The organism is Stenotrophomonas aracearum (assembly GCF_031834615.1).
Lineage (GTDB): Bacteria > Pseudomonadota > Gammaproteobacteria > Xanthomonadales > Xanthomonadaceae > Stenotrophomonas > Stenotrophomonas aracearum.
The window spans coordinates 2528077-2553771 of sequence record NZ_CP115543.1 but is presented as its reverse complement, the minus strand read 5'-3'; the positions used below and the strand labels follow the sequence as shown (position 1 = coordinate 2553771).

The window sequence follows — 25695 nt, the reverse complement described above, 5'->3', positions numbered from 1 at the left end:
TGTGTCACCGACGCGTCAACGCCGCGACTGCATTCCCGTCGGGGTTCATCATCATGAGTCACGCCTATACGCAGGCGTGACGCGGCCGTGATTACTGCGTTTTGAAATCGAACGGCACTTCAATGCTGCCCTGCACCGGCTGGCCATTGGCCTGCGCTGGCAGGAAGCGCCAGCGGCGCACCGCATCCGTCGCGGCGCGGTCCAGATCGCGCGAGCCGCTGCGCTGGATGACGGTCACGTCCATCGGCACACCGCTGGGGTCCACGTCCACGCGCACCACCACGCTGCCTTCCACGCCATTGCGCAGTGCGGACGGCGGGTAGGTCGGCGGCGGCGACTGCTCGGCAATCGGCTGCGGGCGGTCGCCGGCGGCCATCGCCACCGGTGCGGCCTCTGGCGTGGGAGCTGGCGCAGCGGCGGGCGGCGGGGGCGGGGCGGTTTCGACCAGCTGCGGCCGTTCCTCGTCCACCGGCACCGGCTTGGCATCGGGCATGTCGCTGGACCCGGCCGCGGCCGCCAGCGGCTCGGGCAGGGGCTCCACCTCCGCAACCTCCTGCGGGGTCTGGGCCGGCCCAGCCTTGTAGAAGTCGTTGTTGCGGCTGCTCAGCCACACCACCAAGAACAGCAGCACGCCCACGCCAAAGGCGATGGCGGAGATGAAAAGGCTGCGGCGGGGCAGCTGGAAGGTGATGTTCTTGCCAGACGAGGAACGGGAAGCGGACATGAGCCATACCAAGGTTAACCCCCCGATTCTGCCACGGCGGGAATGAACCGCGCGGCAGAAAAGCCGATTACAGGCGATAATCCCCCTCCAGACCCACCAACAGCCCCCAAACGCCATGCTTGATCCAGCCCTGCTTCGCCAACAGCCCGCCGAACTCGCCGAACGCCTGCGCTCCACGCGCGGTTTCGAGCTGGACGTCTCCGGGCTGGAGTCGCTGGAAGCCGACCGCAAGCGCATCCAGATCCGCACCCAGGAACTGCAGAGCCTGCGCAACAGCCGCTCCAAGGCGATCGGCCAAGCCAAGGCCAAGGGCGAGGACGTCGCCGCGATCATGGCCGAAGTGGCCGGCTTCGCCGACGAACTGAAGGCCTCGGAAGTGGCCCTGGACGAGCTGCGTGACAAGATCGAAGCCATTTCGATGGGCATCCCCAACGTCCCGGCCGACGACGTCCCGTTCGGCAAGGACGAATCCGAGAACGTCGAACAGAAGCGCTGGGGCACCCCGCGCAGCTTCGACTTCCCGGTGCTCGACCACGTCGAACTGGGCGCCCGCAACCACGGCCTGGACGGCGAAGCCGGCGCCAAGCTGTCCGGTTCGCGCTTCACAGTGCTGCGCGGCCCGGTAGCCCGCCTGCACCGCGCCCTGGCCCAGTTCATGCTGGACCTGCACACCAACGAGCACGGCTACGACGAAACCAACGTGCCGGTGCTGGTCAATCCCGAATCGCTGCGCGGCACCGGCCAGCTGCCCAAGTTCGAGGACGACCTGTTCAAGACCGCAGTGGGCGAGTCCACCCGCTACCTGATCCCGACCTCGGAAGTCTCGCTGACCAATATCGTCCGCGACGAGATCCTCGACGCCGAGCGCCTGCCGCTGAGCATGACCGCCCACTCGCTGTGCTTCCGCGCCGAAGCCGGCAGCGGCGGCCGCGACGTGCGCGGCATGATCCGCCAGCACCAGTTCGAAAAGGTCGAACTGGTCACCGTCTGCGCCCCGGCCGACAGCGAAGCGGAACACCAGCGCATGACCCGCGCCGCCGAAGTGGTGCTGGAAAAGCTTGGCCTGCCGTACCGCAAGGTGCTGCTGTGCACCGGCGACATGGGCTTCTCCGCGATCAAGACCTACGATCTGGAAGTGTGGCTGCCCTCGCAGGACACCTACCGCGAAATTTCCTCCTGCTCCAACTGCGGCGACTTCCAGGCGCGCCGCATGCAGTCGCGCTGGCGCAACCCGGAAACCGGCAAGCCGGAACTGGTGCACACCCTCAACGGCTCCGGCGTAGCCGTAGGCCGCGCCATGATTGCGGTGATGGAGAACTACCAGAACGCGGATGGCAGCATCACCGTACCGGACGCGCTCAAGCCGTACATGGGCGGTCTCGAAAAGATCGCGTAACGAAGAAGCCCGCCGAAAGGCGGGTTCTTTCTTGGGACCCCCCGGGTAGAGCCACGCCCTGCGTGGCTGCTCCAAAAAAAGAAACGGCCCCGCAAAAGCGGGGCCGCAGGGTGGGCCGGATGGGGGAGGGGATCTCCGGCCCGGGCAGGGCGTCCGACGAGGACTCAACGCCTGCCCTGGAACACTCAGGCCTCGGCCAGCTCTTCGAACTCGGCCGCCGGCAGGCTGGCCAGCGCGGCCGCAATGGCCTCTTCGCGATGGGTCGGCGAGTAGGCAATGCCTTCAGCGCGCACGAACTCCACGTTGTCGATGCCCATGAAGGCGAACACCTGGCGCAGGAACGGCTCCTGGAAGTCGGCCGGCGAATCGGTGTAGATGCCGCCACGCGAGCTGGCGATGATCACGCGCTTGCCACCGGCCAGGCCCACCGGGCCATTCTCGGTGTACTTGAAGGTGCGCCCAGCGACGGCCACGCGGTCGATCCACGCTTTCAGCGTCGAGGGGATGCTGAAGTTGTACATCGGCGCGCCGATCACGATCACGTCGGCCGCCAGGAACTGCTGCATCACCGCTTCGGCTTCGGTCGCCTCGGCCGCATCGGCCTGGGCCAGCGAACCACTACTCAAATGGGGAATGGGATTACGATCGAGATCGCGGTAGGTTACGTCGAGGTGCTCAACGGTCTCATTGAACCGTGCGACCACGGCCGCGGACAGCTGGCGGGAAACCGAGTTGTCGCCCAGCACGCTGGCATCAATGTGAAGAAGCTTCATGGCAATCACCTGTATCCGGGGAAGGGCGGTCAAGGCGCCGCCGACGGAGAGCAGGTTAGGTTGTTGCGTCGCTGGGATAAAGGTGGTTGAATACCACGTATTGTTCTATATCTGGAACTTCGGTATGCACGACCTCAACGACCTTTACTACTTTGCCATGGTGGTGGATCACGGCGGCTTCGCTGCAGCCGAACGCGCCCTCGGCATCCCCAAATCCCGCCTGAGCCGGCGCATCAGCCAGCTCGAAACCGACCTCGGCGTGCGCCTCCTGCAGCGCTCTACGCGCCGCTTCGCGGTCACCGACGTCGGCACCAGCGTCCACCGCCACGCGCAGACCATGCTCGCCGAAGCGCAGGCCGCCCGCGAAGTGGTGGACCGGCTCAGCGCCGAACCGCGTGGTCTGGTCCGTGCGAGCGTACCGGTCTCACTGGCCCAGATGCAGCTTCCCAAATTGCTGCCCAAGTTCCTGGCCCAGTACCCGAAGGTGCGCCTGCAGCTGAACATCAGCAACCGTCGCGTCGACATCATCAATGAAGGCTATGATGTCGCCCTGCGCGTGCGTTCGCGGCTGGACGACGACGGCAGCCTGGTCATGCGCAGCTTCGGCCAGGTGCAGGAACTGCTGGTCGCCAGCCCGAAGTACCTCGATCGCGCCGGCCGCCCGAAAGACCCGGACGAACTGGCCAACCATGTCACCCTGAGCATCAGCGAAGACGAAGCCCGCCAGCGCTGGGAACTGCACGGCCCGGAAGGCGCGGTGCGCCGTGTCGACCTGCAGCCGCGCGTGGCCGGATTCGACTTCCCGCTGCTGCAGAGCATGGTCAAGGACGGCTTCGGCATCACCATGCTGCCGGAAACCGTCTGCGCCGACGCCGTGCGCAGTGGCGAGCTGGAAGTAGTGCTGCCGGAATGGTCGCTGCCGCAGGGCATCTGCCACGCCGTGTTCGCCTCCCGCCGCGGCCTGCTGCCGGCGGTGCGGGTGTTCATCGACTTCCTGGCCGAACACCTGCCGCCGCAGCTTGAGGCCTCGCGCCTGGACTGCGGTGGGGCGTGCGAACGGGCCAAGGAGAAGATCCGGGCGAGTGCGCTGGGGGCGTTGGCGGTGGATGCGGGCTGATCCCGACGGCATGCTGCGCCAGTGCTGGGCAGAGCCGGTGTGAAAATGCGAGAATGGCGCCCCGGCCGAAGGCTGGGAGCCATACCGGCCAGGGCCACGCCCTGACCGGAACGCTGCGGTTGCAATGACTGCAGCGGGTAGGTGCGAAAGCGTCACCTATACGGAGAGATGGCCGAGCGGTTTAAGGCACCGGTCTTGAAAACCGGCGAAGGGTAATTCCTTCCGTGGGTTCGAATCCCACTCTCTCCGCCAAATCATCGCAAGTAATTGATTTATATGATTATTTGCATGATTTGATTGATCGTTAAATGGGACACAAGTCGGGACACATCTCCCGCATGCGCATCCCTCACAATCTCGTTCGAGCTGCCTCTGGCCACTACTCTTTCCGTCAGCGTGTTCCGGGTGATCTACATGCAGTTGTAGGTCTCAGGCTCATCAAACGCGCTCTAAACACTGCCGACACTAGCTGCGCTCGTATGCGCGCAACCGTTCTCGCGTCAAGCTATGCTCAGGCCTATGACTTGCTGCGAGAAAGAAGTGTGGAGAAGTTCGGTAAAAAGGATCTGGAAGATCTTGTTGAGCGGCTGAGCAAAGGTGCAGGTCGAAATGATCTCACTCTGCATCGGACTCAAGCCGCCGATGGCACGATCACAGAGCGGTGGCAGATGGATAGCGAGGAAGACGTAAAGCTCTTCCGTCAGGCGCAAGCCCAGGCGAATGCTGCGGAAGTCGCAGCAATCGGCGTCCTTGATCCCACTCCCGTTCGGCGGACACACGCTTCTCGACCCCAAGTCACCGAAACCATTAGTCTCGAGAAGGCTCGCGATGCGTGGCTTGCAAGCATCAAACCGCGCACGCTACCGAAGACCTACACGATCAAGCTTGCGGCTGTGGAATCGTTGGTTTCATTCCTTGGACCGAAGTCCAAGCTCCACACTGTGTCCCGACCTGACCTGGCGCGCTGGTATCAGCACCTTCGCGACAACGGTGCATCCACGCCAACGCTCACGAATAAACAAAGCTATGTAGGCGGAAAGGGCGGCTTCTTCGATTGGTCAATTGCGTCAGGCTTCTACCCGAAGGGCGATAACCCGGCCACCGGGCATGTGAGCTATTCGCTCCGCGAGAAGCGTGCGCGCAGGAAGCTTGGTTTTAAAGCATATGACCATGAGCAGATCCAGACGATCTTCTCACCCAGCAACTTCGAAAAGCTCTCCCAAAACGCCAAGTGGGCCTCGCTGATCGGACTCTACACTGGTGCTCGTGCTTCTGAGGTGGGCCAGTTGCTGGTGACAGACGTCTTCAATGAAGGGAAATTGGCTTGTATCCGAATTTCGGATGAGGGTGAAAATCAGAAGGTGAAGACCGAGGTCAGTCTTCGCACCGTGCCTCTGCATCCAGCTTTGATTGAACTAGGCCTTCTTGTTTGGGTTGAGAGCCGAAGAGCGGCAGGGCATAAGCGCCTGTTCCCCCAAGCCAAAGGCACTGCTCTCAACGGGCAAGGAAATTGGATCACTAAGGCATTTAGCCGCCACTTGTCTGTGATTGGCAAAGACTGGCCGAAGGCTAAGCGTGGCTTCCATTCGTTGAGAAAAACCTTCATCCAGGAGTTGCAAGGACTTGGCGTGTCTTCTGAACTTCGCGCTCAAATTGTGGGTCACGAGCTCGATGACGAGCACCATGCGACATACAGCAGGGACTTCACTGCCGCAGAAAAGCTCAATGGTATGGGTAAGCACTCGCCCGGCCTTGCGGCGCTAAATTACAAGTTGAGACTTGGTCCGGACTCAATGGATTGAGCTATCAGATCAATTCAGAACGTTGCCAGTTTTATGCTGGTTCGATATGATCAGGATGCATCCCGAATTCCTTTGATCAACCTAAGAGTGCACACGAATGGCAATGACTTACGCAGAAATTCAGAAGAAAGAGAAAGAACTTCGTGATGCTCTGCAAAAGCTTGAGCAGGACAAGGAGAAGTTGCTCGCTGCCGAGGCAACGAAGCACTTTGAAGACATCCACGGCAAGATGTCTGAGTTCTTCCAGCACTTCACTGCCGAACAAAAGGCTGAATTGAAGTCATTCTTCCCGTCTGACAAGGTGCGCGGAGCCAAGAAGGGCGGTAAGCAGTCCCAGGAGAAGGGCAGTGTGCAGCCCAAATATGAGCTGCCGACCGGCGAGAAGTGGAGCGGTCGTGGCCGCACCCCGATTGCCTTCCAGGAGTGGAAGAAAGCCAACCCGGATCACGAATATCCGGCATACCCGCACAAGTCTTGATGTCTCATTGAACCTAGGAAAGCCGGCAGCAATGTCGGCTTTTTTATATGCCACGAATGACAAACGAGAAAGCTGAGGCAGAAGGCTTCAAGAACGCGTTGGAGTCGCTCTTCGCAGATAAAGAGGAGCGCAAAAGGATAAAGGCGACTCAGGACTATGCATCGGTGCGCAAGAAGCTTCATGAGATGGGCGGTGATGCTTTGTTGACCCTATCCATGACTGCTTTCTTCTTGGGTATCACAAGCAGTGCCTTGCGTGAGGCTCGAAAGAAGTATGACGATCCTTTCTTCCTGTCCAAAAGCCATACGGCTCGCAAGGATCAAATTTTGCGATGGTGGGCTACGGTCTTGAAGAAAAAGAGCGGGCTAGAAGAGGAAATCGAAGGCAGCGCTGGCCTCGATCTTCACCCCAACCCAAATCTCTTCATCGTCTTTAAAGACAGGATCACGGGTAGGCCGGTTGTTCTTTGCAATAGCTTGATCACTTCTGTCTCAGACGAGCTCTTGTCAGATACCTTGCGGGCTGGATGTCGTATCGTCGCCCTTACGCCTGAAAAGGCAATTGAGAAGCCCTGGGCGATGCATGAAGAAAAGGCTGCTTACATAGAGGCCTACCGGAAAAATCTTGAAACCAAGCACCGGGAGAAGCTTCTATGGCTGGATCGAGAGCAGGCGCAAAGCAAAGCGCTCGCTGATCGGGCAGAGCTTGACGCTTCAACGGTAGGAAGGTAATTGCACCTACCCAAGTTCACTTGGTAGACACCGGTATTCCGAAATAATAAATACCTAAATTATTGCTAATTCTGGATTTTCTGTTTTGTTGGGTCTAACTCAGCAAATCAGGAGATCCAGTGCGGTATAAGCGAGATCAGAAATACCATGCAAGAGAGCGGCATCTATACGCTCTCAAGTTTAAAGATGGTGCAGTCTACATCGGCCAGACGGTTGACATGGAACGCAGGCGCAAGGAGCACGAATCAATTGCTGGTGGTTGGCCAAGCGCTTTCGAGTTCCAACACCTATCGACGATTCAGGGCACCCAGCTTGACGCTGAAGATCACGAGAGGGCTTGGCGCTATGTCGCTGCCTCACGCGGGCATCGCATCTTCGCTAAGCCCCCAGGAATTGTCGTGGACTGCAGGCGTCAGCAGACGCCTAATAGTTTGAAGCTCTCGAAGACCATCCGCTGGCCCACTGCTAGAAGCCCATTCGGTCAGAGAATCTGGGGTGCTTTATATGCTGCGTTAATTTCATTTCGTCGCTGAATTATCAGTCGCGACAGCTAATTGCATTTGCTATAAATATTCATGTAATTAATTAGAATAAGGAAATAATTACATGAAAGTAAAATTATGTTTGGGAAAAGAGTGTCAAGTAACACTGCTAGACAAGACCGTCGTTACACTAATTGTTCATGGTGCAAGTCCGGGTGTCGTCCAGTTCACGCTGGATGGCATCTACTGGGAGCATCCGGACATCGAGTTCCTGCACTGGAGCAACATTGAGGTAGTTAAGGGCATCGCCAGATAACGCCTCGGCCATTAGTGAGCAGACCCAGGCGGTTGCCTGGGTCTCCACGGCTCATGGAACTACTCTCTCTCGATGACCTGTTGTGTAACGCCATCATATCGATAGTGAATAATTTCACCGTTGATTAATAGCTGCACCGCCATCTCAATGGCAGGTAGCGGTGCAATGAACCACTCCCTCGGAGTGTGCTTCTTGCCGAGCTCATCAACCACCTGCACGTCCAAGCAATACTTTCCAAAAAAAGTGTGAAGCAAGTTTTCAAATTTTTGTGGGTTGAGGTTGAAGCATTTGTAGGCGGAGATGATCTTGACGCCTGACATCAGATAGGTTGGTTCTCTCTTGGCATTTTTGATTCGCTGCGGAACTGGAACAGTCGAATAGCCAATCTTATATAGATGGTTGATGCTCCTGATGTCGTCGCGCTCACTTGTTGAGCTCAGGATGTAGATGTAGCCCGTTTCAATGTCGTCGTCTTTGACTTGGTCCAACTCATCCAAGGCTTGATCACTGTGGCTAAGGACGCGGCGTCCGGCAGGATCTTTGTAAAGCTCAGTGGCTAGGGAACGCAGAAGCATGTTGCTTTCCGTTCCATTCTCAAAGATGCATCGAAGCCTGGCATTGACCTTCTTATTGCGAATCTCTTTCTCGCCGACTTCGGCGACATATGCCATGACGCCATGTAGAACGAAAAAGTGGCCGGGTTGAATTTGCTGTTCGCCAGTGAAGGCGCGCATTTCCCTCAACCCCTGTTTGAGCTCTGCATGACAGAGGACGAACAACGACTCAAAGTTGGCAAAGTCCAGGCAAGGCTTGCGCGACGCAATCCGCTCTGGCATGCGTATGTTGGACGGAACGTTTCTGAGCGTGAAAATGCTCTCAGGATCGGGTCCAAGAAGACCCATATCATCATCGTCCAAGATATCGTCGAGCGACTCAATTGGCTTTTTAATCAGCCCTAGATTGTCGATGGGACGAAGCGCTTCGGCTTTGGCTGGGCTATCGTTGATGCCGCTCAATCTGCTGTTGAGCTTGAACTCGTGCATGTCCTTCGGGTTCGCCTCCGGCATACGTCCGTGATCTTTGACGAATTCCTCAATCTCTCTGAAAGAACCAAGAAGGCGCTGGTCCTGAGTCATTGCTTCGGGCACCCGAGATTTGACCTTGAGCAGGCCAATCTCGTCGTCCCCGATCAACTGGATCAGTGTCTCTCGCTTCATAGCCCTTCTTTACGCCTCTCGTTACGAATGTAGATCAGCGCCTGACCCATTCGAACTTCGAGGGGATCAGTTGAGTCTGGGCTAGGTGGGCGTCCGTTGAGACGGTTGAATTCTTTGATCTTCGGCCAAAGGATGACAGCTTCCTCCTCCGTCATCGCAATTCGGGTAGCTTCAATTGCTTCCTTGATCAGCTTCAAGACGCCCACAGTGACCGACTTGGATAGGATCTCGAACGCTGCCTGGAAGGGATTTATCCGGTCGATCAAGTCGATGTGCAGCTCATCGATGTTGATGAACTTCCCCGCCATCTTGATGAAACGCTTATCACCGTCTTCCTTGTATTCCCCTCCCTTGATCACAGAGTCCACCACGACCTGCTGACGAACTTCTTCAACCTCTTCGTCCGTCAGGTCGGGGTAGGTCATCCGAATGATCTTAGGGATCATGACCTTGTTGATGACTTCGGGATCTACTCCACCAGGAAGCGCCTTGACGATTTGGTCGTCTTGCAAAATCTTGGCCTTGATATCATTGAGGTCTGATTCAATGATGTCCTTAACTCGTTTGGTCGAGGGCTCCTTGAACCCGCCAATCTTTACTTCGCCAGGTCCTGGGAGATCGTCCTCGTTAACCTTGGTCTTAAATTTAAAGACGGGAGCAAGCACTTGTTCCATCAGCAGGGAACAAGTGATCGCTTTGAGCATGTTGTTGACAGCCAGCTTCACCAAGTCGTCTTCGGCTTCGGGCTGAGCGATTAGGTTGGTAAACTGTGCATGCGTTTTGTTGCTGCTATCGCGTGTGCAGCGCCCAATGATCTGGATCACTTCGGTCAGCGAGCCGCGATAGCCAACGGTGAGCGCATGCTCACAAAACGACCAGTCAAAGCCTTCCTTAGCCATCCCTAGCGCGATGATCAGGTCCAGGTCGTCGGGCGATTTGATCTTGCGCAGGTAGCCTACGATGCGATCACGGGCTTTGGGCTCATCTTGCACCAGGTCGGCGACCTTGATGATCTTGCCGTCTTCCTTGCGTTTGACATGGATTACACCAGTCTCTGAGTCTTGAAACTGGACGCTGCCAATGATGTCCAGGATCGTGTCAACTTCCTGGTGCTTGTCTTGAGTCGACTCGCCTGAACGCACACTTGGGATGTGGAGGATGGTTTTCTTGTCGGTATCAAGGACATCCTTGATCGCAGTCAGGTATTTGTATTGGTAGAAATGGTAGCCAATGCCAAGTGACTTCAAATACGTATAGCCATTGAGCTGCTCGTAGTAGTTGTAAGTGACCTTGGTGAATTTGGCTTCGTCTTCTGGCAGCAGCACCGGCACACTGTCTCCTCGGAAGTAGGAGCCAGTCATTGCGACGATATGCACGCTCGACTTCTGCATCACAGTTCGAAGCAGCAGTCCAAGGCGGCTGTCTTCGTCAGCGGAAACATGGTGGAACTCGTCAATGGCTAGCAGACAGTCGTTGAACATCTCCTCTTCAAGCGCTTCAAAGGCCGCACGAAGAGTTGAGTGGGTGCAAACAAGCACACGGTCTTCGCCTTCCATGAACCGCAGGAAGGCCTGAACCTTGCTTCCGTCTCCGCCGGGTGTGCAGAGGTTGTTCTGTGCCTCTACAACCCAGTCCGCGAAGAAGCCGTGGGCGGAAAGGTCGGTGCTATCAAACGAAGCGCCAATAGATCGCTCCGGCACCGCGATGATCGCTTTGCGCAACCCTTGCTTATAGAGCTTATCTAAGGCGAGGAACATGAGGGCGCGGCTCTTGCCTGACGCCGGGGGAGCTTTAAGCAACAGGTATTGGCTGTCGCGTGCCTCATAGGCACGAACCTGCATCTCACGCATGCCGCGTGAGTTGATCATGGTGCTTTCACCGGTCTGTTCGTAGCTGACTTCGACGATGTTAGGCATTATTCTTGGCCTTCATTTGCTCGAAAAGATGGAAGAGATGAGCAAGTCTTTCCGAATCGTTTTTGAATGGCTCTCGTCTGTATACACTCTCAATCGCCACGTCCAGGTTGCCGTGTGCCTTCTTTAGGCCAGGAGGCATCCTTTTCGGGTCATACATCTCTGCAAGCGTCATTTCTGCATTCCGTTCCCGTTCGTCAAGAATTTGAAGGGATAGCGCGGTAATCTCCCTCCTCTTTTCCAGTCCGATACTGGGGAACGGAAAATTATTATATGAAAGAAGGTTTGAGTAACGTATGCGCGAGTCGAGCGCGCCGCAGGCTGCCTTTGTCCAAAGCATATGCATCCGGGACGAAACCAGTCCTAGCGAGAAAGGCTCGGGGTCGTAGATGACCTGTGCCGAGTTCATAGAGACATTTTCAGCGCCTACAAAGCCTACTTGAAGATACTCTCGCCTTTCGGACGAGGTGCAAGGGACAACTAAGATGCCGCGAGTTGCCATCTGGCGATATCGGAATTGATGCGAACGATTGACGAGAGTTTGCGCAACTTCGCCGCCGTTGATTCGGAAATCCCTGACCTGTTGGATTCGCTTTTTGATTGGCGGAATTAGTTCTGCCTCGGCGAGTTGGTCATCTTCAATCCATATGCACCAGCGCTTCTCGTCATACAACAGTTCATTGCCGCCGATAAGTGGCCGAATGAATTTCTTGGCTTGCGGAAACTCCTGCAGCAGTTCAGAGAGTTGCTCGGGCTCAAGTTTAAGGAAGCCGCCATCCAGGGGCATGTTCCCATATACCATTTCGGCAATGTTAGATAGTGGCGTGCTTCTCTTAAATATAATTGCGTTGCTGGCATCCGTAAGATAGGGGCTGATGTTCTTGCATAGCGTCTTTTGATCTTGGGAGTAGAGCCAGCGCTCCTTAACGTCATCCGATGACAAGCCAACTACAACGCAAGTGACTCCCGCCTTATTCTTGGCGTTGTTCTCCCATTTAAAGGCTTCGTGAGCGAACGGAATAACGACAGCCAATTCAAAGACGGACGGCCACAGAAGACCAACCTGCTCGCCTTGAACGATGGAATTGGTGGTAACAAATCCTGCTCGCGCATCGGTTCCGCTTACATATCTAGCGCCAAGCATAAACCAGCACGAGATGTAATCTAGGTTGCGGTAGGTTTTTGTTTGCTGAAAGACTCGGGCGATATCGGCCTTCTGCTCTTTCGTCTGTTTCTTCGCTCCGTAATATGGCGGATTCCCCATCAGGAAAACTTCCTCCTTCGGGTGCCGAGCGCAAATCTGCGTCCAATCTATTTCAAGAGCATTTCCATGAAAAATATTGCCGCTTGGTTTCAATGGCAGCGTCGGCTTGTAGCCGCCGAAGCGATTTGTGAACGCTACGTTCATTTGATGCTCAGCTAGCCATAGAGCCAAGATGGCGATCTCATGGGCGAAATCATCAAGCTCAATGCCGTAGAACTGTGATAGCTGGACGCCCGTGATGCCGAAGTCGGCCTGCCTTTCATGGAGCGAAATTTGATTGAAGATCTCCATCTCCAATCTTCTGATTTCTTTGTAGGCGATGATCAGAAAATTTCCGGAGCCGCACGCCGGATCAAAAAACTTCATCTCGGTGATGCGCTTTTGTAGTTCCAGCAACTTTTTTGTGCTGCCTCGCGATTTTTCGAAGTCGGCATAAAGCGCATCTAGAAATAGTGGTTTGATAACCTTCATGATGTTCTGCACGTTTGTATAGTGCATTCCCATCTTGCCGCGTTTTTTTACATCGACCACGGCTTGAATCATCGACCCAAAGATGTCGGGGTTGATCTCGGACCAATCAAGTTCAGCCCCGCATTCAATAAGAATTTGGCGTGATTTCGCAGTGAACCTCGGTGTCGGATGTTTGTCCGCGAATAGGCCCCCGTTGACGTATTCGAATTCGTGAAGGTATGACGGCCACGATGCCTTGTCCTCCGTGTTGAGGACATCAAAGAGGAGGTCAAGGTAGGAGCTGACATCGCTGCCATCTCTTGACGTCTGCGATTCAATTTTATTGGTGAAAAGCTTGCGCTTGAATATCCCAGTGTCTTCTGCGAAGTAGCAAAACAGCAGGCGAGACAGGAAAACATTCAGGCTGTGGACCGACGCCGGATCGGAAGAGGGATTGTCCGCCTTGATTAGGTCGAACAGTTTTGCCATTTTCTCTGCTGCTTTAACATCAGCCGGGTTATCCAGCGTAACCGTGGCCTTCTCCATGTTCGCCCAAGGAAGAAGGAAGTCAAAGTGCTTCGGTAGTTCAACGAACAAGATGTCGAGCGTTTCGTCGGTCTTTGTATCCAACACGTAGAAACGCTCAAAATTAGTCACCACCACGAAACGCGGTGAGTGCTTTTCAACCGCTTGCGACTCGATGAGTGCTTCGGCGTAGCTCTCCACATCGTCGAGCGCTGTGCTGGCATAGAGCACTTTCTTCTTCCACAGGACAACACCTTCCACCTTGGACAGGTTGTAGCTCCCCTTGTCCTTGCTCTCAAGCCGAGTGATCGAAGCTTTTGGCTGCCCATATGCGGCGAGTAGTTCGTAGAGGAATCGATCCCGATTCGGTGCCAGCACCAGCTGCCGGACAGACTCTCCAATCTCTGCAATCTTCATGCTTCCCCCTGTCCGCCAGGTCCTCTAGCGGCCAAAATAGTGTGTGACATCTGTGCTGCATCGCCAATTATGCCGGTTGGGATGGTCCTGTGGCAGGCTCATCAGGCCGTCCTACCAGGACTGTCAGGGAGCATCAGGCTCTGGAGCCAGGCTCACCGTCCAATGTCCACCCTCCTCAAGGTGCGGAGTGAGCAGATCGTAGGTCTTTAACATGTCTACAAGCCCGGAATGCCCGTAGGCACTGGGCGAAAAGGCTGAGTCGGCACGCTTCAAATACTGGCTCAGGGCACTCACGCTGACCCTCCCGTCAGGCGTGCCTGCGGCCAGGAGGGAGACAGCTTCCACGACGAATCGTGGCCTACGCTTGATCTTGGCAGACGGGGTGGAAGCAGCGGCGTGCTTGGGCTGGGCAGGGGCCCGAGGTTTGGCTTCCGGGGTCTCGGCGTCCGGTGCTTCCGCAGTGGCTTGTTCAGGGCTCCATTCGAAGAACCGGTCGCACGAATTGCGCAGTGCATCTGGTGTCTTTGCTTCGCCCACAATGAAGACCGTAGCGCCGCGTTCTCTCAGTCTGCGGCTGAGATACGCAAAGTCCGAGTCACTGGTGACCAGGCAAAAGACCTCGGCACGCTTGTCGAACAGTGCTTCTTGAGCATCAAGAGCAAGCGCAATGTCAGCTGTATTCTTCTTTGACGCGTATTGGTATTGGAGGCAGGGAGTGAACGCCTGACGGACCAACGCTTGTTCCCAGGAATTGCTGAGCGTAGCTTTGTTGCCATAGCCCCGGCGAAGGATCACACGACCGGCTTGAGCGGCCATGAGAAGTGCAAAGTCGATGATTGCTGGGGCTACGTTATCGCAGTCGATCATGACTGCAACTGTCACTTCATGTGATGCTAGGGCCACTGTCATTCCTTGAAGTTGGTGGTTTAGACAACTGCTATGGGGACCGCAGACTCCCACTCTTTTGTCAGCTCAATGATTGCTTCTTGTGCTCTGAGAAGATCGTGGTGAGCCTTCTTCAAGTGGGGAATGATCTCCTTGAGTTTGATGGGATCCTGAGTCCCAATTCCCCATGAAAAGGAACCATCAGCATGCTTGGTCCACTCAGTGTGCTCCGTCAGCCCAATGACGAGCTGGCGAGGCGCGCCGTGCTGAAAGCTGTTCCGGAAGTGTCCGCTTGCCTCGTTGAGTTCCTGGGCCTCAAGGAGGGTCAGCTTCTCTGCCAATTCCGGCCACCCTTTCCAATTCTCAGCCACGGACTTTGCAACCTTCATGGTTACATGGGTGCTACCGTCCCAGCGGAGCGGCTGCCCGATGATGCTGTTGATCAGTGCGCCACACTCGACCGTGGCGTAGATCATTTGGCCTCGGATTGCTTGTGTCGCCGAAATGGCGAGATTGGCAAGCGGCTCAATGTGCTCAATCGCGAGGGAAAAAATCAGCTTGTAATCTAGGTCTTCTATTACGAGATCCCATGCTTCAAGGCTGCGTATCATCTGCCCGAAGCTATTGATCTGGTTTGCAATCTCTTTCATGGCTCTCGACAGGGCGTTATCGAGAACCATGGCTTTACCTGGGATGCTCTCAAAGCTACCAAAGGGCGGGTAATATGGTGCGTGCGGGAGCTGCGGAATGTGATGCCTGATGGCCAAGAACATTTTGTATCTGGCAACTTGAAAGCTGTCAGCCCCATGCAGCTGAGCCTCAATGTCATTCAGCACTAGGTTACGAATACGAAAGCGTTCCATGTCATCCATCGTGAGCACCTTGTGCAATTGCAGTGGGGCCTATCCGACCCGTTGCCGTCATCGGGAAGCTGTGATCGAAGCAGCAACCGACCCAGCTCAGGTTGATCTTATCTCACGCGAATGAGCTGCTTCCAATCCGTGGTGTAAGCCGGCGAGAGCATGTCCCTCTTGACTGACCAGGCGGGCTTCTCAAGGGTCTTTCCCCTTGGACGCCAAGCCGTGGAAGCAAAGCCCATAGAGCCTCGGCCGAACTTCTGGTTGGTCCGGTCCATCACCTCCATGATGGCCTTACTGCGCTGATCAATCCCGGCAAACAGATCCCCCTGCTGGACATCCGTATGGCTCAGATCAAGCAAGCTGACACCTGCTTTCTTGTAGCCGTAGCCCGGACGGAACATGGCCTTGGCCAGCCCCTGGGCGACCATCAAAATTTCCCTCGTGTCCGCAGATGGCATCAGCAGACGAAACGACTTTGATGGGTTGTATTGCGTCAAATTGTGCTTGAAAGGGTTCGTCTGGATGAAGACCCAGACACCGGCTGCTTGCAGCTGTCTTGAACGAAGCTTCTCGCACGCCCGTTGGGCAAAAGTGGCAATGGCTTGCATCAGCTCGGTCTGTGACGTGATGTCTTTGCCAAACGTGCGAGACACCATAATTTCTTTGCGTTGCGGCTCGTGTTCTTCGAGTTCTGCACACGAGATGCCTTGCAACTCCCGCTGCGTGCGTGCCAGCACAACACCATACCGAGAGCGCAGTGTGTCTACGTCAGCCGCAGCCAGATCACCTGCGGTCAGGATGCCGTCCGCACCCAATCTTGCAGTGAGCTTCCTCCCCACACCCCAAACATCTTCAACGGGATAAGTGAGCAGGGCAGGGTCGTCAGGCATCGTCGTAACGACACCTTCCACGGTGGACTTGGCCCTCTTGTTGCTGAGCTTCGCGAGCGTCTTCGTCGGACCAATGCCGACGCATGATGGGATGCCGGTCCACTTCAAAATTCGGGCGCGGGCTTCCGCTGCGAGACGCTCATGGTCCCTAACAGGGATGCCAGTCAAATCAATGAAATTCTCATCGATGCTGTATTCCTCAATTGCAGGGAAGAGGCCTCTCAAGATCGACGCGATCCGGCCGCTGATGTCACCGTAGAGCGCGAAATTTGCAGAGCGAAAAGTGATCTGGCGGCGCACTTCTGGCGGAATTTGGTGGATTGGTGCACCCATCGGCACACCGAGCTTCTTGCTCAATGCGTCCCGGGCAATGACACAACCATCCCCGCTACTTGCAACGCACACAGGCTTTCCGCGAAGCTTCGGATCGAAGCTTGCTTCAACAGAGCAGTAGAAATTATTTCCATCTTGCAGGGCAATGGAGCTATTCGGCTGATGTTGAGCGCTCATTGGGGCGTGTCGCCGAAGAGTCGATCTACTTCCAGGCGATTCTGATCGGAGTAGATTTTTCCGTGATAGCGCTCAGCGAAGTCCATTGCTGTCCGCAGGAATTTATGATTGACGGCGTTGCACTCACCGATCCTGCTGTCTAGGAAGATGGCGAAGGCAAACCCAGCACGCACTGCAAGCTCACCCATCTCTTCCAACACCGCTCGGAGAGCCGTGATGTCGGGGAAAGGGCCGCACCTGCTGTCCATGCCTTTTGGGCGAAGCATTGCAAAGCCCTCTACGCTCGGATGCGCGGCGTAGTGTGAGAACTTCTTATAGATCTCTTCTCTGCGGCTCTTTCCCTTGCCTGCCGCTTTGTCCAGCTCCTTGCGCACCTTTGCCGGTCCAAACTCCCTGATCAACGTTGCCTGATCTGCAACCTTCCAGCGTTCAAGATGTTGCCTGTCGAGCTGGAAAAGCTCGACAAGCTCCGAGGTCTCGATAACGTATCGCATGACCATCACGCCGGCTTGGTAGTAGCCCGCGAGGGAAAGTTTGATGGCAGATGCAAAGGCGTTGAACACCCGAATTCCTAGGTGACTAATCGCCAGCTCATCGCTGTTAGCAGTGAAGTGCTTTCGGAGCATGTCCAGCACGTCCATCGCTCGATGAGTGATTTCGAGATGGACTAGCAAGTCGGGAGTGTTCTCTATGGCTTGGATTGCAAGTCCTCGAAGACGCTCTTCTTCGCCGTGAAGCGTGATGAAGTTGGTCGCTATCGTCTTCATGGCTTAACGCCTCAGTTGCTTTTTAAAAGACCAGGTCACCACACCCCAGACATCCAGTTCAGTGTCTGGGGGCACCAGGATCGGAGGGTGGTCCGGGTGTCCCGAGTGGAGTGCCAGGCGATTCCGGCTCATGGCAAGCCGCTTGACCATGAACCCCCCTTCCCACAGCACCAGGACAATGTCCCCGTGCTTGGGTTCCAAGCTGCGGTCAACGACCAGCGTGTCGTCCTGGTCGATCCCGAGCCCAGTCATGCTGTCCCCCTCGGCGGTTGCGAAGAACGTAGCTACCGGATTGCTGATGCAGTGCTGATTGAGGCAGAGCGTGTCCTCGGCCCCGAAGAAGTCCTCTGCTGGGCTAGGGAAGCCGCAAGAGACGCGCATACGCAGGACGGGCAGTGCATGGGTAGGTGCGGTGGGGCTGAAAGCGCCCAGGAGGCTTGGAGGGGCGATGGGGTGCATAGTGGGAGGGTCCGAGAAAGCTGAATCACGGGCTGAGACTGAGAGGCCTCAGCATGCTGCTACGGCGCTAGCTTAGAACTGAGTTAGTGAAATTACTAACAAATTCCATAAGTCATTGATGAAGAAGGACCGGCCCGATGCCTGCGAACCTGAATACGCTGGAAGCTCAACTCAACGCGCTTGAAACCGACCTTCCCTTGCTGATCCAGGCCCACTCCAGCTCGGGCGACTTCTGGGAAGCATTTGCAGGCCTGGCAGACGTCATTGAGGACAACGCGGGAGCTCACCGGGAGTTGGTGGCTCAACGCATCAGCGCCATGCTTACCAAGCACGGCATAGCCTGCGAAGATGAGTCGGGCTGAGCGGCCTAGGGAAGAGGGGCGCACGTATGGACATGGAAGAATCGAAGACTGTCGTGGTCTATCGCCTGATCACTTCTAGACTCGTGGATACACGGCAGGCTCACGCGATTAGCAAAGCACTCAATCTTGCATTGGGTGAAGACAGCCCCAGGCGACTGACCGACCGGCTCAGCGGTTTGGAGGACGTTACGCTGCCCATTCTTTGGTCCTGCCAGCTCGCAACGTTCGTGGGATTGGTGGCGGTGCTGGAAGACAGCAAGGGAAGTGCTTCGATCCCAGAACTCGCTCGCTTGATCCGAGCAGATGGCACAGAAGTGCCGGCAGAGCTGGAAGCAGAAGCTGCGGCGATCTGCGACAAATATCGCGTGTTTCGCAACAAGCTCTTCTCTCATAATTCGACCCAGCGCGAGCAGCATCGAGAGCTCTTCGACGAAGCCAAGATTAGTTGGGAGCAGCTCGACGCTGACTTCGACGCGGTGACGCGGATCCTTTTTCAAATTGCGGACAAGAACCGAGAGCTCTCGCTCGATCTCGCGCCACTCATGGCGTTCAATGATGTCGAAGCAACTGAGACTTGCATAAAGAAAATCCTGTCAGAACTCGGAGCATAGGCCATGTGCTACTCAGCAGAAGTTTGGACGGACTACCACGGCTATGTCGATCAGTTCAACGCTGACGTCGACACCAAAGAGTTCGCCAAGCTCTACCTCGCTCGGCAGAGTTCCCCAAAAATCAAAATACCGAAGGGCATGGATCGCGCCTTCGACAAGCCGAAGACCGATCTGGAGAAGCAGATCCAACAACTTGTGCAGGACTACAAAAGCAGCTTGATCAGCGACAGCGAACAAGAGATGTTCAAGCAGGCAAAGCGCTTGGCGGATGCCGAAAGGAAGCTTGCAGTCAAAGAGACGAAGACGGCACTCAATGAGCAGCGCATTGCAACGAACAAGATCAAGCAAATGAAGCGATGGATCGCCGACGCTAAGCGTGTTGAGCTCGATCCGGTCAAGGACAATCGCATGTGGCCGGACTGGTATGTGCCCGTGCTGATTTCTGAGAAGGGAAAGCTTGTCGTTCGGCCGATGCGCTATCACGGCCGTCCCGCTGGAAAACCCGCCAGCGTTGACCGAACAAAGGATGGCAAGGTCTCTGGCACCTACAACGCTCGCCGGGACAACTTGACTCGCTTTTGGCGCAAACAATTTGGATACACGCACGGCCTCATCGTTGCCAGCCAATTCTATGAGATGGTCGAACGGGACGGTGTCACGCGTGAAGTTCAGTTCAACCCAAGCACGCATGAGCCGATGTTCATCGCGTGCCTTTGGTCACATTGGAAAGACCCCAAAGGTGAAGCGCCTGATCTTTACAGCTGCGCTGCTGTGACTGACGATCCAGAGCCGGAGGTTGCAGAAGCGGGTCATGACCGCACCGTCATGAACCTCAATCGAGAGCACATCACGGCTTGGCTCAATCCCGACCCAAACAATTTACAGAGCATGCAGGACATCATGGACGACAAGCAACATCCATTTTACGAGCATAGGCTTGCTGCGTGAATAAAATAATCTCCAAGTTCCGAGGGATGTTCTCAAAGCCTCCTGCTCAACCACTCACAGAACAACAGCTCCGTGATGAGCTCGAACAGCGCCTCGAAGCGCATTCCAGGACGCAAGCCAACGATGGTAGGAACCCTTGGGAAAAGGCCATTAACGTGTCTTTTTTGGACATCTATGTATCTGTTGGAGCGGCAGACATCGGATACATCAAAGAAATTAGTCATGATCAATCTAAATCAAGACTCTGGGTTGGGCATTTCCGGACTAGTAAGGATCGGTCTGGCAAGGGGTTCGGAACAGCCATGCTCCACGGGGTTGGTCGCGTAGCTAAAGAGTATCTGAAATGCAAAGAGATCGTCATTCGCAGCAAAGGCGAACATAGAGACGAGGTGGACAAATTCATGTTAGGCAAGGGCGCAATTCCTCTGCATCCAGTTAGCAATAGCGGCAAGGAATGGCTCTGGAAAATTCCTTAGGTTCACGAACCGGTGGGCCAAGCCCATCCGAATTCCTAACGATGAAATGACCAAACTGCTTTTTTCGAGCCAACATAGGATCGTCATTCCGTGACAAGAAGCCATCAGAGGTCCATTGAGGTCAACCAGGCCTTGATCCGTGCGGCAGAGATCAGGGCGGGATTGCAACTGGCCGGAGACGCGACACTTGCGCACCGCATCGCAGTGGCACTCCTGGCAGCCGCTTACGACGACGCTAGAGCAGCAACACTTCTGATTGGCAATTACGCGCCAGATCTCGTTGGAAGTGCGTTTAGCCTTGTCAGACCCATGAACGAGAAGTTCCGGCGCGGTTGTTGGTTCTTCTTGGGGGCGACAGAGGAGCAGGCTGTTGCTTTCATGGAGAGAGACAAACTGCCCAGTCCGCAAATGATGGTGGCTGCAATCGAAGCCGATGGGCCGTTTAGCAAATTCCCCATTTTTAGTGGACAGTTCCAAGCTGGGATTGACCACCTGCACAGCTTCACCCATGGTGGCAACCAGATAGCCATCCCCTACCTTGCAACAAACGAAGTGGGGGCTTCCTACTTGGATGAGGATATCTTCTATGCGCTGGAAAGCATCGAAGCGATTGGGATGACAGCTGTTCTCATCACGATCCTGGTCGCTGGGGAGAGCAATCCCCAGGGAGCACAACGGGCGCTAGACGCTTTCGGAGCGGAGTTCGCGTTTGGCGAACCCTCGCCGTAGTGTATTGACAAGAAAAATTTTTAGAACAGATCGTCTCAAGGCTATTTTTTAAATCAGGGGTGGTGGATAGGATGAAGCTTGAATCAATCAAGGTGGAAAAGTTCAAACGGATCGATGCAATCGAGCTGCCAATTGCAGATCTCAACATCTTGGTCGGATCCAACGGCAGCGGCAAGTCTTCCATCTTGCAGGCACTTCATCTTGCCTCATGCCTGATGCGGCAGGTAGATCGAATTCGCGCCGAATCAACGGCAATGGTCAGCATCAATGACCTGGACTATCTGCCGAGTGATCAGTATTGGAAGCTAGGCCACGGTGCAGATTGGGGGAACAAAGGTAACAGCCCGTCCTCAAAAGTTGAGTTCCGCTTTCTCGACGACGCAGCTGGAGTTGTGCCCCCTAACATCGTGACTGCCAAGCTCGTCATGCGCTCTGCTAGGAACGCGGGCATCTCTGTTCAGGGTGAATTGCCTGAATCAGTTCGCCCCTTGTTCCGTGGTCAGGATGTCTTCTTTAGCGGGTTCATTCCTGGGATTTCGGGCATCCCGAATGTTGAGCACAAGAATTCTAAGCGCGTTGTGCTCAAAGCCTGCTCGTTCGGCGATTCGAACGTCTATCTGCGAAATGCGCTAAACCTGCTGCCGGCTGCTGACATCGTCAAGATCGAAGAGTGGTTGGAGCCGCTTTTGGGAGCGATCAAGCTCAAGATCGTGTTCGATGAGTCTAAGGACTTCGACATCCATGCGCACGCAGAGCTAAACGGTCGTTGGACGCCGTTGGAGCTGCTTGGGACGGGCTTCCTGCAACTGATTCAGATCTTCTGCTACATCCTGCTCTTCAAGCCCAAAATTTTGCTTATTGACGAACCTGATATCCATCTTCATCCGACGATTCAAGAGAAGCTGGCAAGCAGTTTGTTGGAGATCGCAAGAGCGCAGGAGATTAAGATCGTCATGTCAACGCACTCTCCCTTCATCGTAAGAGGAGCGCCGGTTGACGCTAATGTGGTCTGGCTTGCAGACGGTGAGATCAAATCCGACGATAGGTCTGTGGTCGAACTGGCGCTGGGTTGGGGGGCGTTCGGTAAGCAGGTGATCATCGTCAGCGAAGACGCGAAGAACGAGCTATTAAAGAAGCTCATTCGACAGTGGCCCGAGATCGAGCGGTCTGTGACTGTTCTCCCAGGCCGGGGCTACAAGCATCTCCTGACCAAGGCTGAGGCAGTAGAGCTCAGGGAGTCACTAGGTGGCAAGTTCAAAGTCTTGGTTCACCGAGACCGCGATTCGTTGACTGACGACGAGGCGGCGCAATTGGTGGATAGTTATGCAGCAGAGGGCATTGCCTTGTGGCTTACAGACCAATCCGACATCGAGTCTGAGTTCTGCAACCCAAGCTTCCTGTCATCGCTTACTGGCGAAACGCTTGCTACATGTGAGGGATGGGTGAATCACATCATCGCGAACAACACCGTGCCCATCTCAGACCAGTTCGCAAAACAGCGTGTCGCAGCGAATCAAGAGCTTCATGGAGCAGGCGGTGGCCCTACGAATGCAGATGTTTGGGCGGCGCTGCAACATCGACCATTGAAGGGGGCGAAAGGGAAGTTTGTGATGGGTCAGTTGAAGAACAGGGTCCCTGGGAACGTCTACTCAGAGGCGAGTGTAGAGGGGCACAGCGACTTCCCGGAGCTTGCCCCAAGCCTCAAGAACGCCATTGAGCTGCTCATTGCCCAATAGTCACGGGATGTCCGAGATATCAGGGCTACGGCAACGGCCCTAAAATTTATCAGTCTTTCTTTTCACTTTTTCCTGCCCGAGGTAGATCAAGCATGCCGGTTCTGAACGTCATCGGTCCGAAGTTGGGTAGGTGCAATATCTGTGGCGCCGTAGGGCCTTTGACCGAAGATCACATCCCGCCTAAAGCGCTGGCGCAAAACATCGCTCTGCGACTCAACCATCTCGTTTCTGTGTTGGGTGCAGAGAAGGCGCCTCCCGGCACCAAGATGCCAGACGGCATCAAGTTCAGAAGCCTTTGTCAGCGCTGCAATGGCGTCGTGTTGTCACGCTACGACAAGGCCCTAGTGGCGATGGCAGACCAGGTGACTGCGATGTTGCGAACACCGATCCTGCTTAATGGATCGCAGACCGTTCGAGTAAAGCCGCAACTCGTAGCCAGGGCAGTGCTAGGGCACCTCTGTGCGCTAGGCATCAATCGCTACAACGAGGGAGACCCGCAGAAGTTTGGCGAGTATGTGCTCAACGACCAATCGACCTTCTTGCAAGATTGTAGAGTCTGCTATTGGGTCTATCCATTCGCTGGCAGAACGGTCGCTCGTGATCTATTTATAACTTACACCGGGACTAAGATAGCCTCGCAAGTGATGATCATGAAGTGCTATCCCATAGCCTTCGCAATCATCGTCAATAAGACTTTGCCGTTAGATGGTTGGCAGCCGCCATCGTTTGACTTTTACGCTTCTCTCGGCCCGGACGATGAGGTTGAGATACCGATCTACCTTGATCAGATCCCCGATCAGATTTGGCCTGAGATGCCGCATCGGGACGGCAACATGGTTGCGATGCTGGGAGAGGCTGCATACGTCGCCAAGCTGAGTTCACCCAGGGGCCAAGTCCTAAAGAACCGACTTAAGCGTTGAACATCACAGGCGCATCGCGGTGGCGCTCGGATCGGCTCCATATCGGTATTTCACCATCAGGTGCTGCGCATCGCGATCACCGCGCTCCATAGCCGCTTGCATCGGCGTGTTGCCATAGTCATCGACGATGTCTTGCTTCGCCCCAAAGCGAAGTAGGGCATCGATCACTCCGGGGTCGTTTGCGAGGTGCAAGGCTGTCTGTCCAAACGTGTTGGTCGCATTGACGTCTACATGTGAGCGGATAAGGCCTCTGGCTTCGTTCCAGCGCCCGTTGTCGACGGCGTCCAGGAGGGCGGTGCCGGGAAGCGTGTCATCCACCTCAGAGGCGTAGACAAGCTGTTCTTTGTCACCCTGAATGCGGGACAGAAGTAGTGCGTGATCGATGAGGTGATCGAACCTGGAACCGGCTCGGCTCGCTTCATAGATGGCCTGGGATTCAGGGCTTAGGTTGCCAAAATCGAAGAGCTTGGGGCGGGTGTCTTGCCCGGGCTGTGTGTAGCACTGCCGGCTCTCCTCGCGGTCTGAATTATGGATTTGTGGCAGTCGTTCGGTCATAGCGCTACCGCCAGTTCTTTGGCTTTGCGCCGCGCCTTCATGTCTTTGATCTGATCGTCAAGCAACTCAGATGCAAGGGGATCGACGGCTTTCGGCAGGGCCTTACGCTCTGGCCTCTGTTGAACGGGCTCTTGGCCCGTTAGCTCTTGGTCCTGCACATGGCTCTGTTGGAGTTCCTCGTAGCGCTCGACCTTCAAGAAATTGCAGATCTTCTCTGCATCCGCACACGCGCGGAGGATCTCTTTGGGATCATCTTTGAGGACCTTGATCCAGGATTTGATGTAGGCCGTGTGCTGACCAGGGTCATGTCCAATACCCAAGCGTTCGCCGGTCATGTAGGAGAAGATCTCGGCTCGCAGCTCTTCAATAGCGTAGTTCTCACTACCAAATTTGCCCGATAGATCGCGTCCCAATCGGTATTTATGGCCGGTGCTGTGGCCCAGCTCGTGAAGGGCTGTTGTATAGAAGCCGTCCTGGCTTTTAAACGCTGCTTTCGAAGGCATGAAGATCTGATCGATGTCAGGACGGTAGTAAGCCCGATCACCGCCATTGAAGTTGAACGGCACGCCCGAGTCAGTCATCAGCTGCTCGCACTTCTCATGTCGCCATTGGTCCGGAACTTGGAGCTGAGCTTTCGGCTCAGGCAAGCCATCGCATTGATCGCGGTTAAAGACTGTGAAGTAGAAGACCTGCATGCGCTTCTTTGCCGTTGGATCCTCAGCCAGTTGCTCTGCACTTGGCTCTGTCGTCTTCCAGAACTGGATCGACGTGCCTTTCTGGCCCTTACGCACTTTGCCACCGGCTTCCGCGATCTGCTTGAACGTCAACCACTCAGCAGACTGATAGCCGCGTTCGTGCTGTGTCATGAGCAAGTTCATGTAATTGCCGCCACGGTAACTTCGGTTAGTTACCCCATTGTGTGGCCCTGCTGGCACTTCGCCTGGTTTCCAAGGCTTCGTCCAGGGCGCTGTGTGGCTCTCCAGGCTGCGGATCACGAGATCAACAAATTGGCGCGCGTAGTCGTCTGTCTTGCTCATGCGCCAATCCAAATACTGCGGTGTTGCATGAGAGCGAGATCGACAAGATCGATGATCTCGAAGTCATTGAAATGGCCTTCGGCCTCTGTCTGATCAGTGGCTACGCTAAAGAGCAGGCCGTCCCCGTGCCGTTCTGCGACGAATCGCTTGAAGGGCGGGTAGATATCCTCTGGTGTTACCGCCGTCTCTTCGAAATACAGATCTTCATCAGCCATAAATTGCCTCCTGTTTTTAAGCTAAGGCAACTGACTCGTTTGGCAAGGGGTTTCTAGCACAATTTATTTGGTCCAATTTGCAAATGGCTAGCGACAACGATCGGTCGCTCAACGCATTGCAAGCGCAAGC

Annotated in this window: 25 protein-coding genes and 1 tRNA gene; 13 read left to right on the top strand and 13 right to left on the bottom strand. The window is 55.4% G+C overall.

Annotated elements, in window-relative coordinates:
• Positions 1 to 91 precede the first annotated feature (91 nt).
• On the bottom strand, positions 92 to 724 hold the full coding sequence (locus tag PDM28_RS11650; RefSeq protein WP_311182141.1) for an energy transducer TonB: 633 nt from the start codon (positions 722 to 724) through the stop codon (positions 92 to 94).
• Positions 725 to 839: 115 nt separating this feature from the next.
• Between PDM28_RS11650 and serS the strand changes: the two genes are divergently transcribed.
• Complete coding sequence (gene serS / locus PDM28_RS11645; RefSeq protein WP_311182139.1) at positions 840 to 2120, top strand: serine--tRNA ligase; 1281 nt, start codon at positions 840 to 842, stop codon at positions 2118 to 2120.
• 185 nt (positions 2121 to 2305) lie between these two features.
• Here serS and PDM28_RS11640 read toward each other — a convergent pair whose 3' ends face one another.
• Positions 2306 to 2893 carry an FMN-dependent NADH-azoreductase gene (locus PDM28_RS11640; RefSeq protein WP_311182137.1) on the bottom strand — a complete coding sequence of 196 codons (588 nt, stop codon included), beginning with the start codon at positions 2891 to 2893 and terminating at the stop codon, positions 2306 to 2308.
• Positions 2894 to 3017: 124 nt separating this feature from the next.
• Between PDM28_RS11640 and PDM28_RS11635 the strand changes: the two genes are divergently transcribed.
• The 5 genes from PDM28_RS11635 to PDM28_RS11615 all read left to right on the top strand — a co-directional run bounded on the left by PDM28_RS11635 (position 3018) and on the right by PDM28_RS11615 (position 7021).
• A complete protein-coding gene (locus PDM28_RS11635) occupies positions 3018 to 4010 on the top strand; it encodes a LysR family transcriptional regulator (RefSeq protein WP_068854691.1) in 993 nt (330 codons plus the stop codon).
• A 162-nt stretch (positions 4011 to 4172) separates the two neighbouring features.
• Positions 4173 to 4262 (top strand) — tRNA-Ser (locus PDM28_RS11630).
• 86 nt (positions 4263 to 4348) lie between these two features.
• Entirely contained in the window at positions 4349 to 5812 is a 1464-nt protein-coding gene (locus PDM28_RS11625; RefSeq protein WP_311182133.1) for a DUF6538 domain-containing protein, read from the top strand.
• 103 nt (positions 5813 to 5915) lie between these two features.
• Positions 5916 to 6290 carry an H-NS family nucleoid-associated regulatory protein gene (locus tag PDM28_RS11620; protein WP_311182132.1) on the top strand — a complete coding sequence of 125 codons (375 nt, stop codon included), beginning with the start codon at positions 5916 to 5918 and terminating at the stop codon, positions 6288 to 6290.
• A gap of 56 nt (positions 6291 to 6346) precedes the next feature.
• The gene (locus PDM28_RS11615; RefSeq protein ID WP_311182131.1) at positions 6347 to 7021 is read left to right on the top strand and encodes a hypothetical protein; all 675 of its coding nucleotides are present in this window, start codon (positions 6347 to 6349) and stop codon (positions 7019 to 7021) included.
• Between the two features lie 857 nt (positions 7022 to 7878).
• On the opposite strand, the gene PDM28_RS11610 is transcribed toward PDM28_RS11615, so the two are convergent.
• The 8 genes from PDM28_RS11610 to PDM28_RS11575 form a co-directional block, all read right to left on the bottom strand.
• On the bottom strand, positions 7879 to 9036 hold the full coding sequence (locus tag PDM28_RS11610) for a GIY-YIG nuclease family protein (RefSeq protein WP_311182130.1): 1158 nt from the start codon (positions 9034 to 9036) through the stop codon (positions 7879 to 7881).
• Complete coding sequence (locus tag PDM28_RS11605; RefSeq protein ID WP_311182129.1) at positions 9033 to 10952, bottom strand: DEAD/DEAH box helicase; 1920 nt, start codon at positions 10950 to 10952, stop codon at positions 9033 to 9035. The genes PDM28_RS11610 and PDM28_RS11605 overlap by 4 nt, the downstream gene beginning before the upstream one ends.
• On the bottom strand, positions 10945 to 13605 hold the full coding sequence (locus PDM28_RS11600; protein WP_311182127.1) for a class I SAM-dependent DNA methyltransferase: 2661 nt from the start codon (positions 13603 to 13605) through the stop codon (positions 10945 to 10947). The genes PDM28_RS11605 and PDM28_RS11600 overlap by 8 nt, the downstream gene beginning before the upstream one ends.
• Positions 13606 to 13728: 123 nt before the next feature.
• Positions 13729 to 14472, bottom strand: coding sequence for an NYN domain-containing protein (locus PDM28_RS11595; RefSeq protein WP_425507663.1), 744 nt, complete (start codon positions 14470 to 14472; stop codon positions 13729 to 13731).
• A gap of 59 nt (positions 14473 to 14531) precedes the next feature.
• Complete coding sequence (locus PDM28_RS11590) at positions 14532 to 15362, bottom strand: hypothetical protein (RefSeq protein ID WP_311182124.1); 831 nt, start codon at positions 15360 to 15362, stop codon at positions 14532 to 14534.
• A gap of 98 nt (positions 15363 to 15460) precedes the next feature.
• The gene (locus PDM28_RS11585; RefSeq protein WP_311182123.1) at positions 15461 to 16750 is read right to left on the bottom strand and encodes a Y-family DNA polymerase; all 1290 of its coding nucleotides are present in this window, start codon (positions 16748 to 16750) and stop codon (positions 15461 to 15463) included.
• Positions 16747 to 17517 (bottom strand): hypothetical protein, encoded by a 771-nt coding sequence (locus tag PDM28_RS11580; protein WP_311182121.1) that lies wholly within the window; start codon positions 17515 to 17517, stop codon positions 16747 to 16749. The genes PDM28_RS11585 and PDM28_RS11580 overlap by 4 nt, the downstream gene beginning before the upstream one ends.
• A gap of 3 nt (positions 17518 to 17520) precedes the next feature.
• Positions 17521 to 17976 (bottom strand): LexA family protein, encoded by a 456-nt coding sequence (locus PDM28_RS11575; protein ID WP_311182120.1) that lies wholly within the window; start codon positions 17974 to 17976, stop codon positions 17521 to 17523.
• 137 nt (positions 17977 to 18113) lie between these two features.
• Between PDM28_RS11575 and PDM28_RS11570 the strand changes: the two genes are divergently transcribed.
• The 7 genes from PDM28_RS11570 to PDM28_RS11540 all read left to right on the top strand — a co-directional run bounded on the left by PDM28_RS11570 (position 18114) and on the right by PDM28_RS11540 (position 23758).
• Positions 18114 to 18338 (top strand): hypothetical protein, encoded by a 225-nt coding sequence (locus PDM28_RS11570; RefSeq protein WP_311182118.1) that lies wholly within the window; start codon positions 18114 to 18116, stop codon positions 18336 to 18338.
• 26 nt (positions 18339 to 18364) lie between these two features.
• A complete protein-coding gene (locus PDM28_RS11565; RefSeq protein ID WP_311182116.1) occupies positions 18365 to 18949 on the top strand; it encodes a hypothetical protein in 585 nt (194 codons plus the stop codon).
• Positions 18950 to 18952: 3 nt separating this feature from the next.
• Positions 18953 to 19897, top strand: a complete 945-nt coding sequence (locus PDM28_RS11560) for an SOS response-associated peptidase family protein (RefSeq protein WP_311182115.1) — start codon at positions 18953 to 18955, stop codon at positions 19895 to 19897.
• Positions 19894 to 20373, top strand: a complete 480-nt coding sequence (locus PDM28_RS11555) for a hypothetical protein (RefSeq protein ID WP_311182114.1) — start codon at positions 19894 to 19896, stop codon at positions 20371 to 20373. Before PDM28_RS11560 ends, PDM28_RS11555 begins: the two co-directional genes overlap by 4 nt.
• A gap of 90 nt (positions 20374 to 20463) precedes the next feature.
• On the top strand, positions 20464 to 21102 hold the full coding sequence (locus tag PDM28_RS11550; RefSeq protein WP_425507596.1) for a DUF6988 family protein: 639 nt from the start codon (positions 20464 to 20466) through the stop codon (positions 21100 to 21102).
• Positions 21103 to 21173: 71 nt separating this feature from the next.
• On the top strand, positions 21174 to 22838 hold the full coding sequence (locus tag PDM28_RS11545) for an ATP-dependent nuclease (RefSeq protein WP_311182112.1): 1665 nt from the start codon (positions 21174 to 21176) through the stop codon (positions 22836 to 22838).
• A gap of 92 nt (positions 22839 to 22930) precedes the next feature.
• The gene (locus tag PDM28_RS11540) at positions 22931 to 23758 is read left to right on the top strand and encodes a hypothetical protein (protein ID WP_311182111.1); all 828 of its coding nucleotides are present in this window, start codon (positions 22931 to 22933) and stop codon (positions 23756 to 23758) included.
• Between the two features lie 3 nt (positions 23759 to 23761).
• Here PDM28_RS11540 and PDM28_RS11535 read toward each other — a convergent pair whose 3' ends face one another.
• Genes PDM28_RS11535 through PDM28_RS11525 form a run of 3 tightly spaced genes read right to left on the bottom strand, consistent with a single transcriptional unit; the run spans position 23762 to position 25565 of the window.
• The gene (locus tag PDM28_RS11535) at positions 23762 to 24313 is read right to left on the bottom strand and encodes an ankyrin repeat domain-containing protein (protein ID WP_311182110.1); all 552 of its coding nucleotides are present in this window, start codon (positions 24311 to 24313) and stop codon (positions 23762 to 23764) included.
• Complete coding sequence (locus PDM28_RS11530) at positions 24310 to 25350, bottom strand: ArdC family protein (protein WP_311182108.1); 1041 nt, start codon at positions 25348 to 25350, stop codon at positions 24310 to 24312. Before PDM28_RS11530 ends, PDM28_RS11535 begins: the two co-directional genes overlap by 4 nt.
• The gene (locus tag PDM28_RS11525; RefSeq protein ID WP_138927556.1) at positions 25347 to 25565 is read right to left on the bottom strand and encodes a hypothetical protein; all 219 of its coding nucleotides are present in this window, start codon (positions 25563 to 25565) and stop codon (positions 25347 to 25349) included. Before PDM28_RS11525 ends, PDM28_RS11530 begins: the two co-directional genes overlap by 4 nt.
• Between the last annotated feature and the right edge of the window lie 130 nt (positions 25566 to 25695).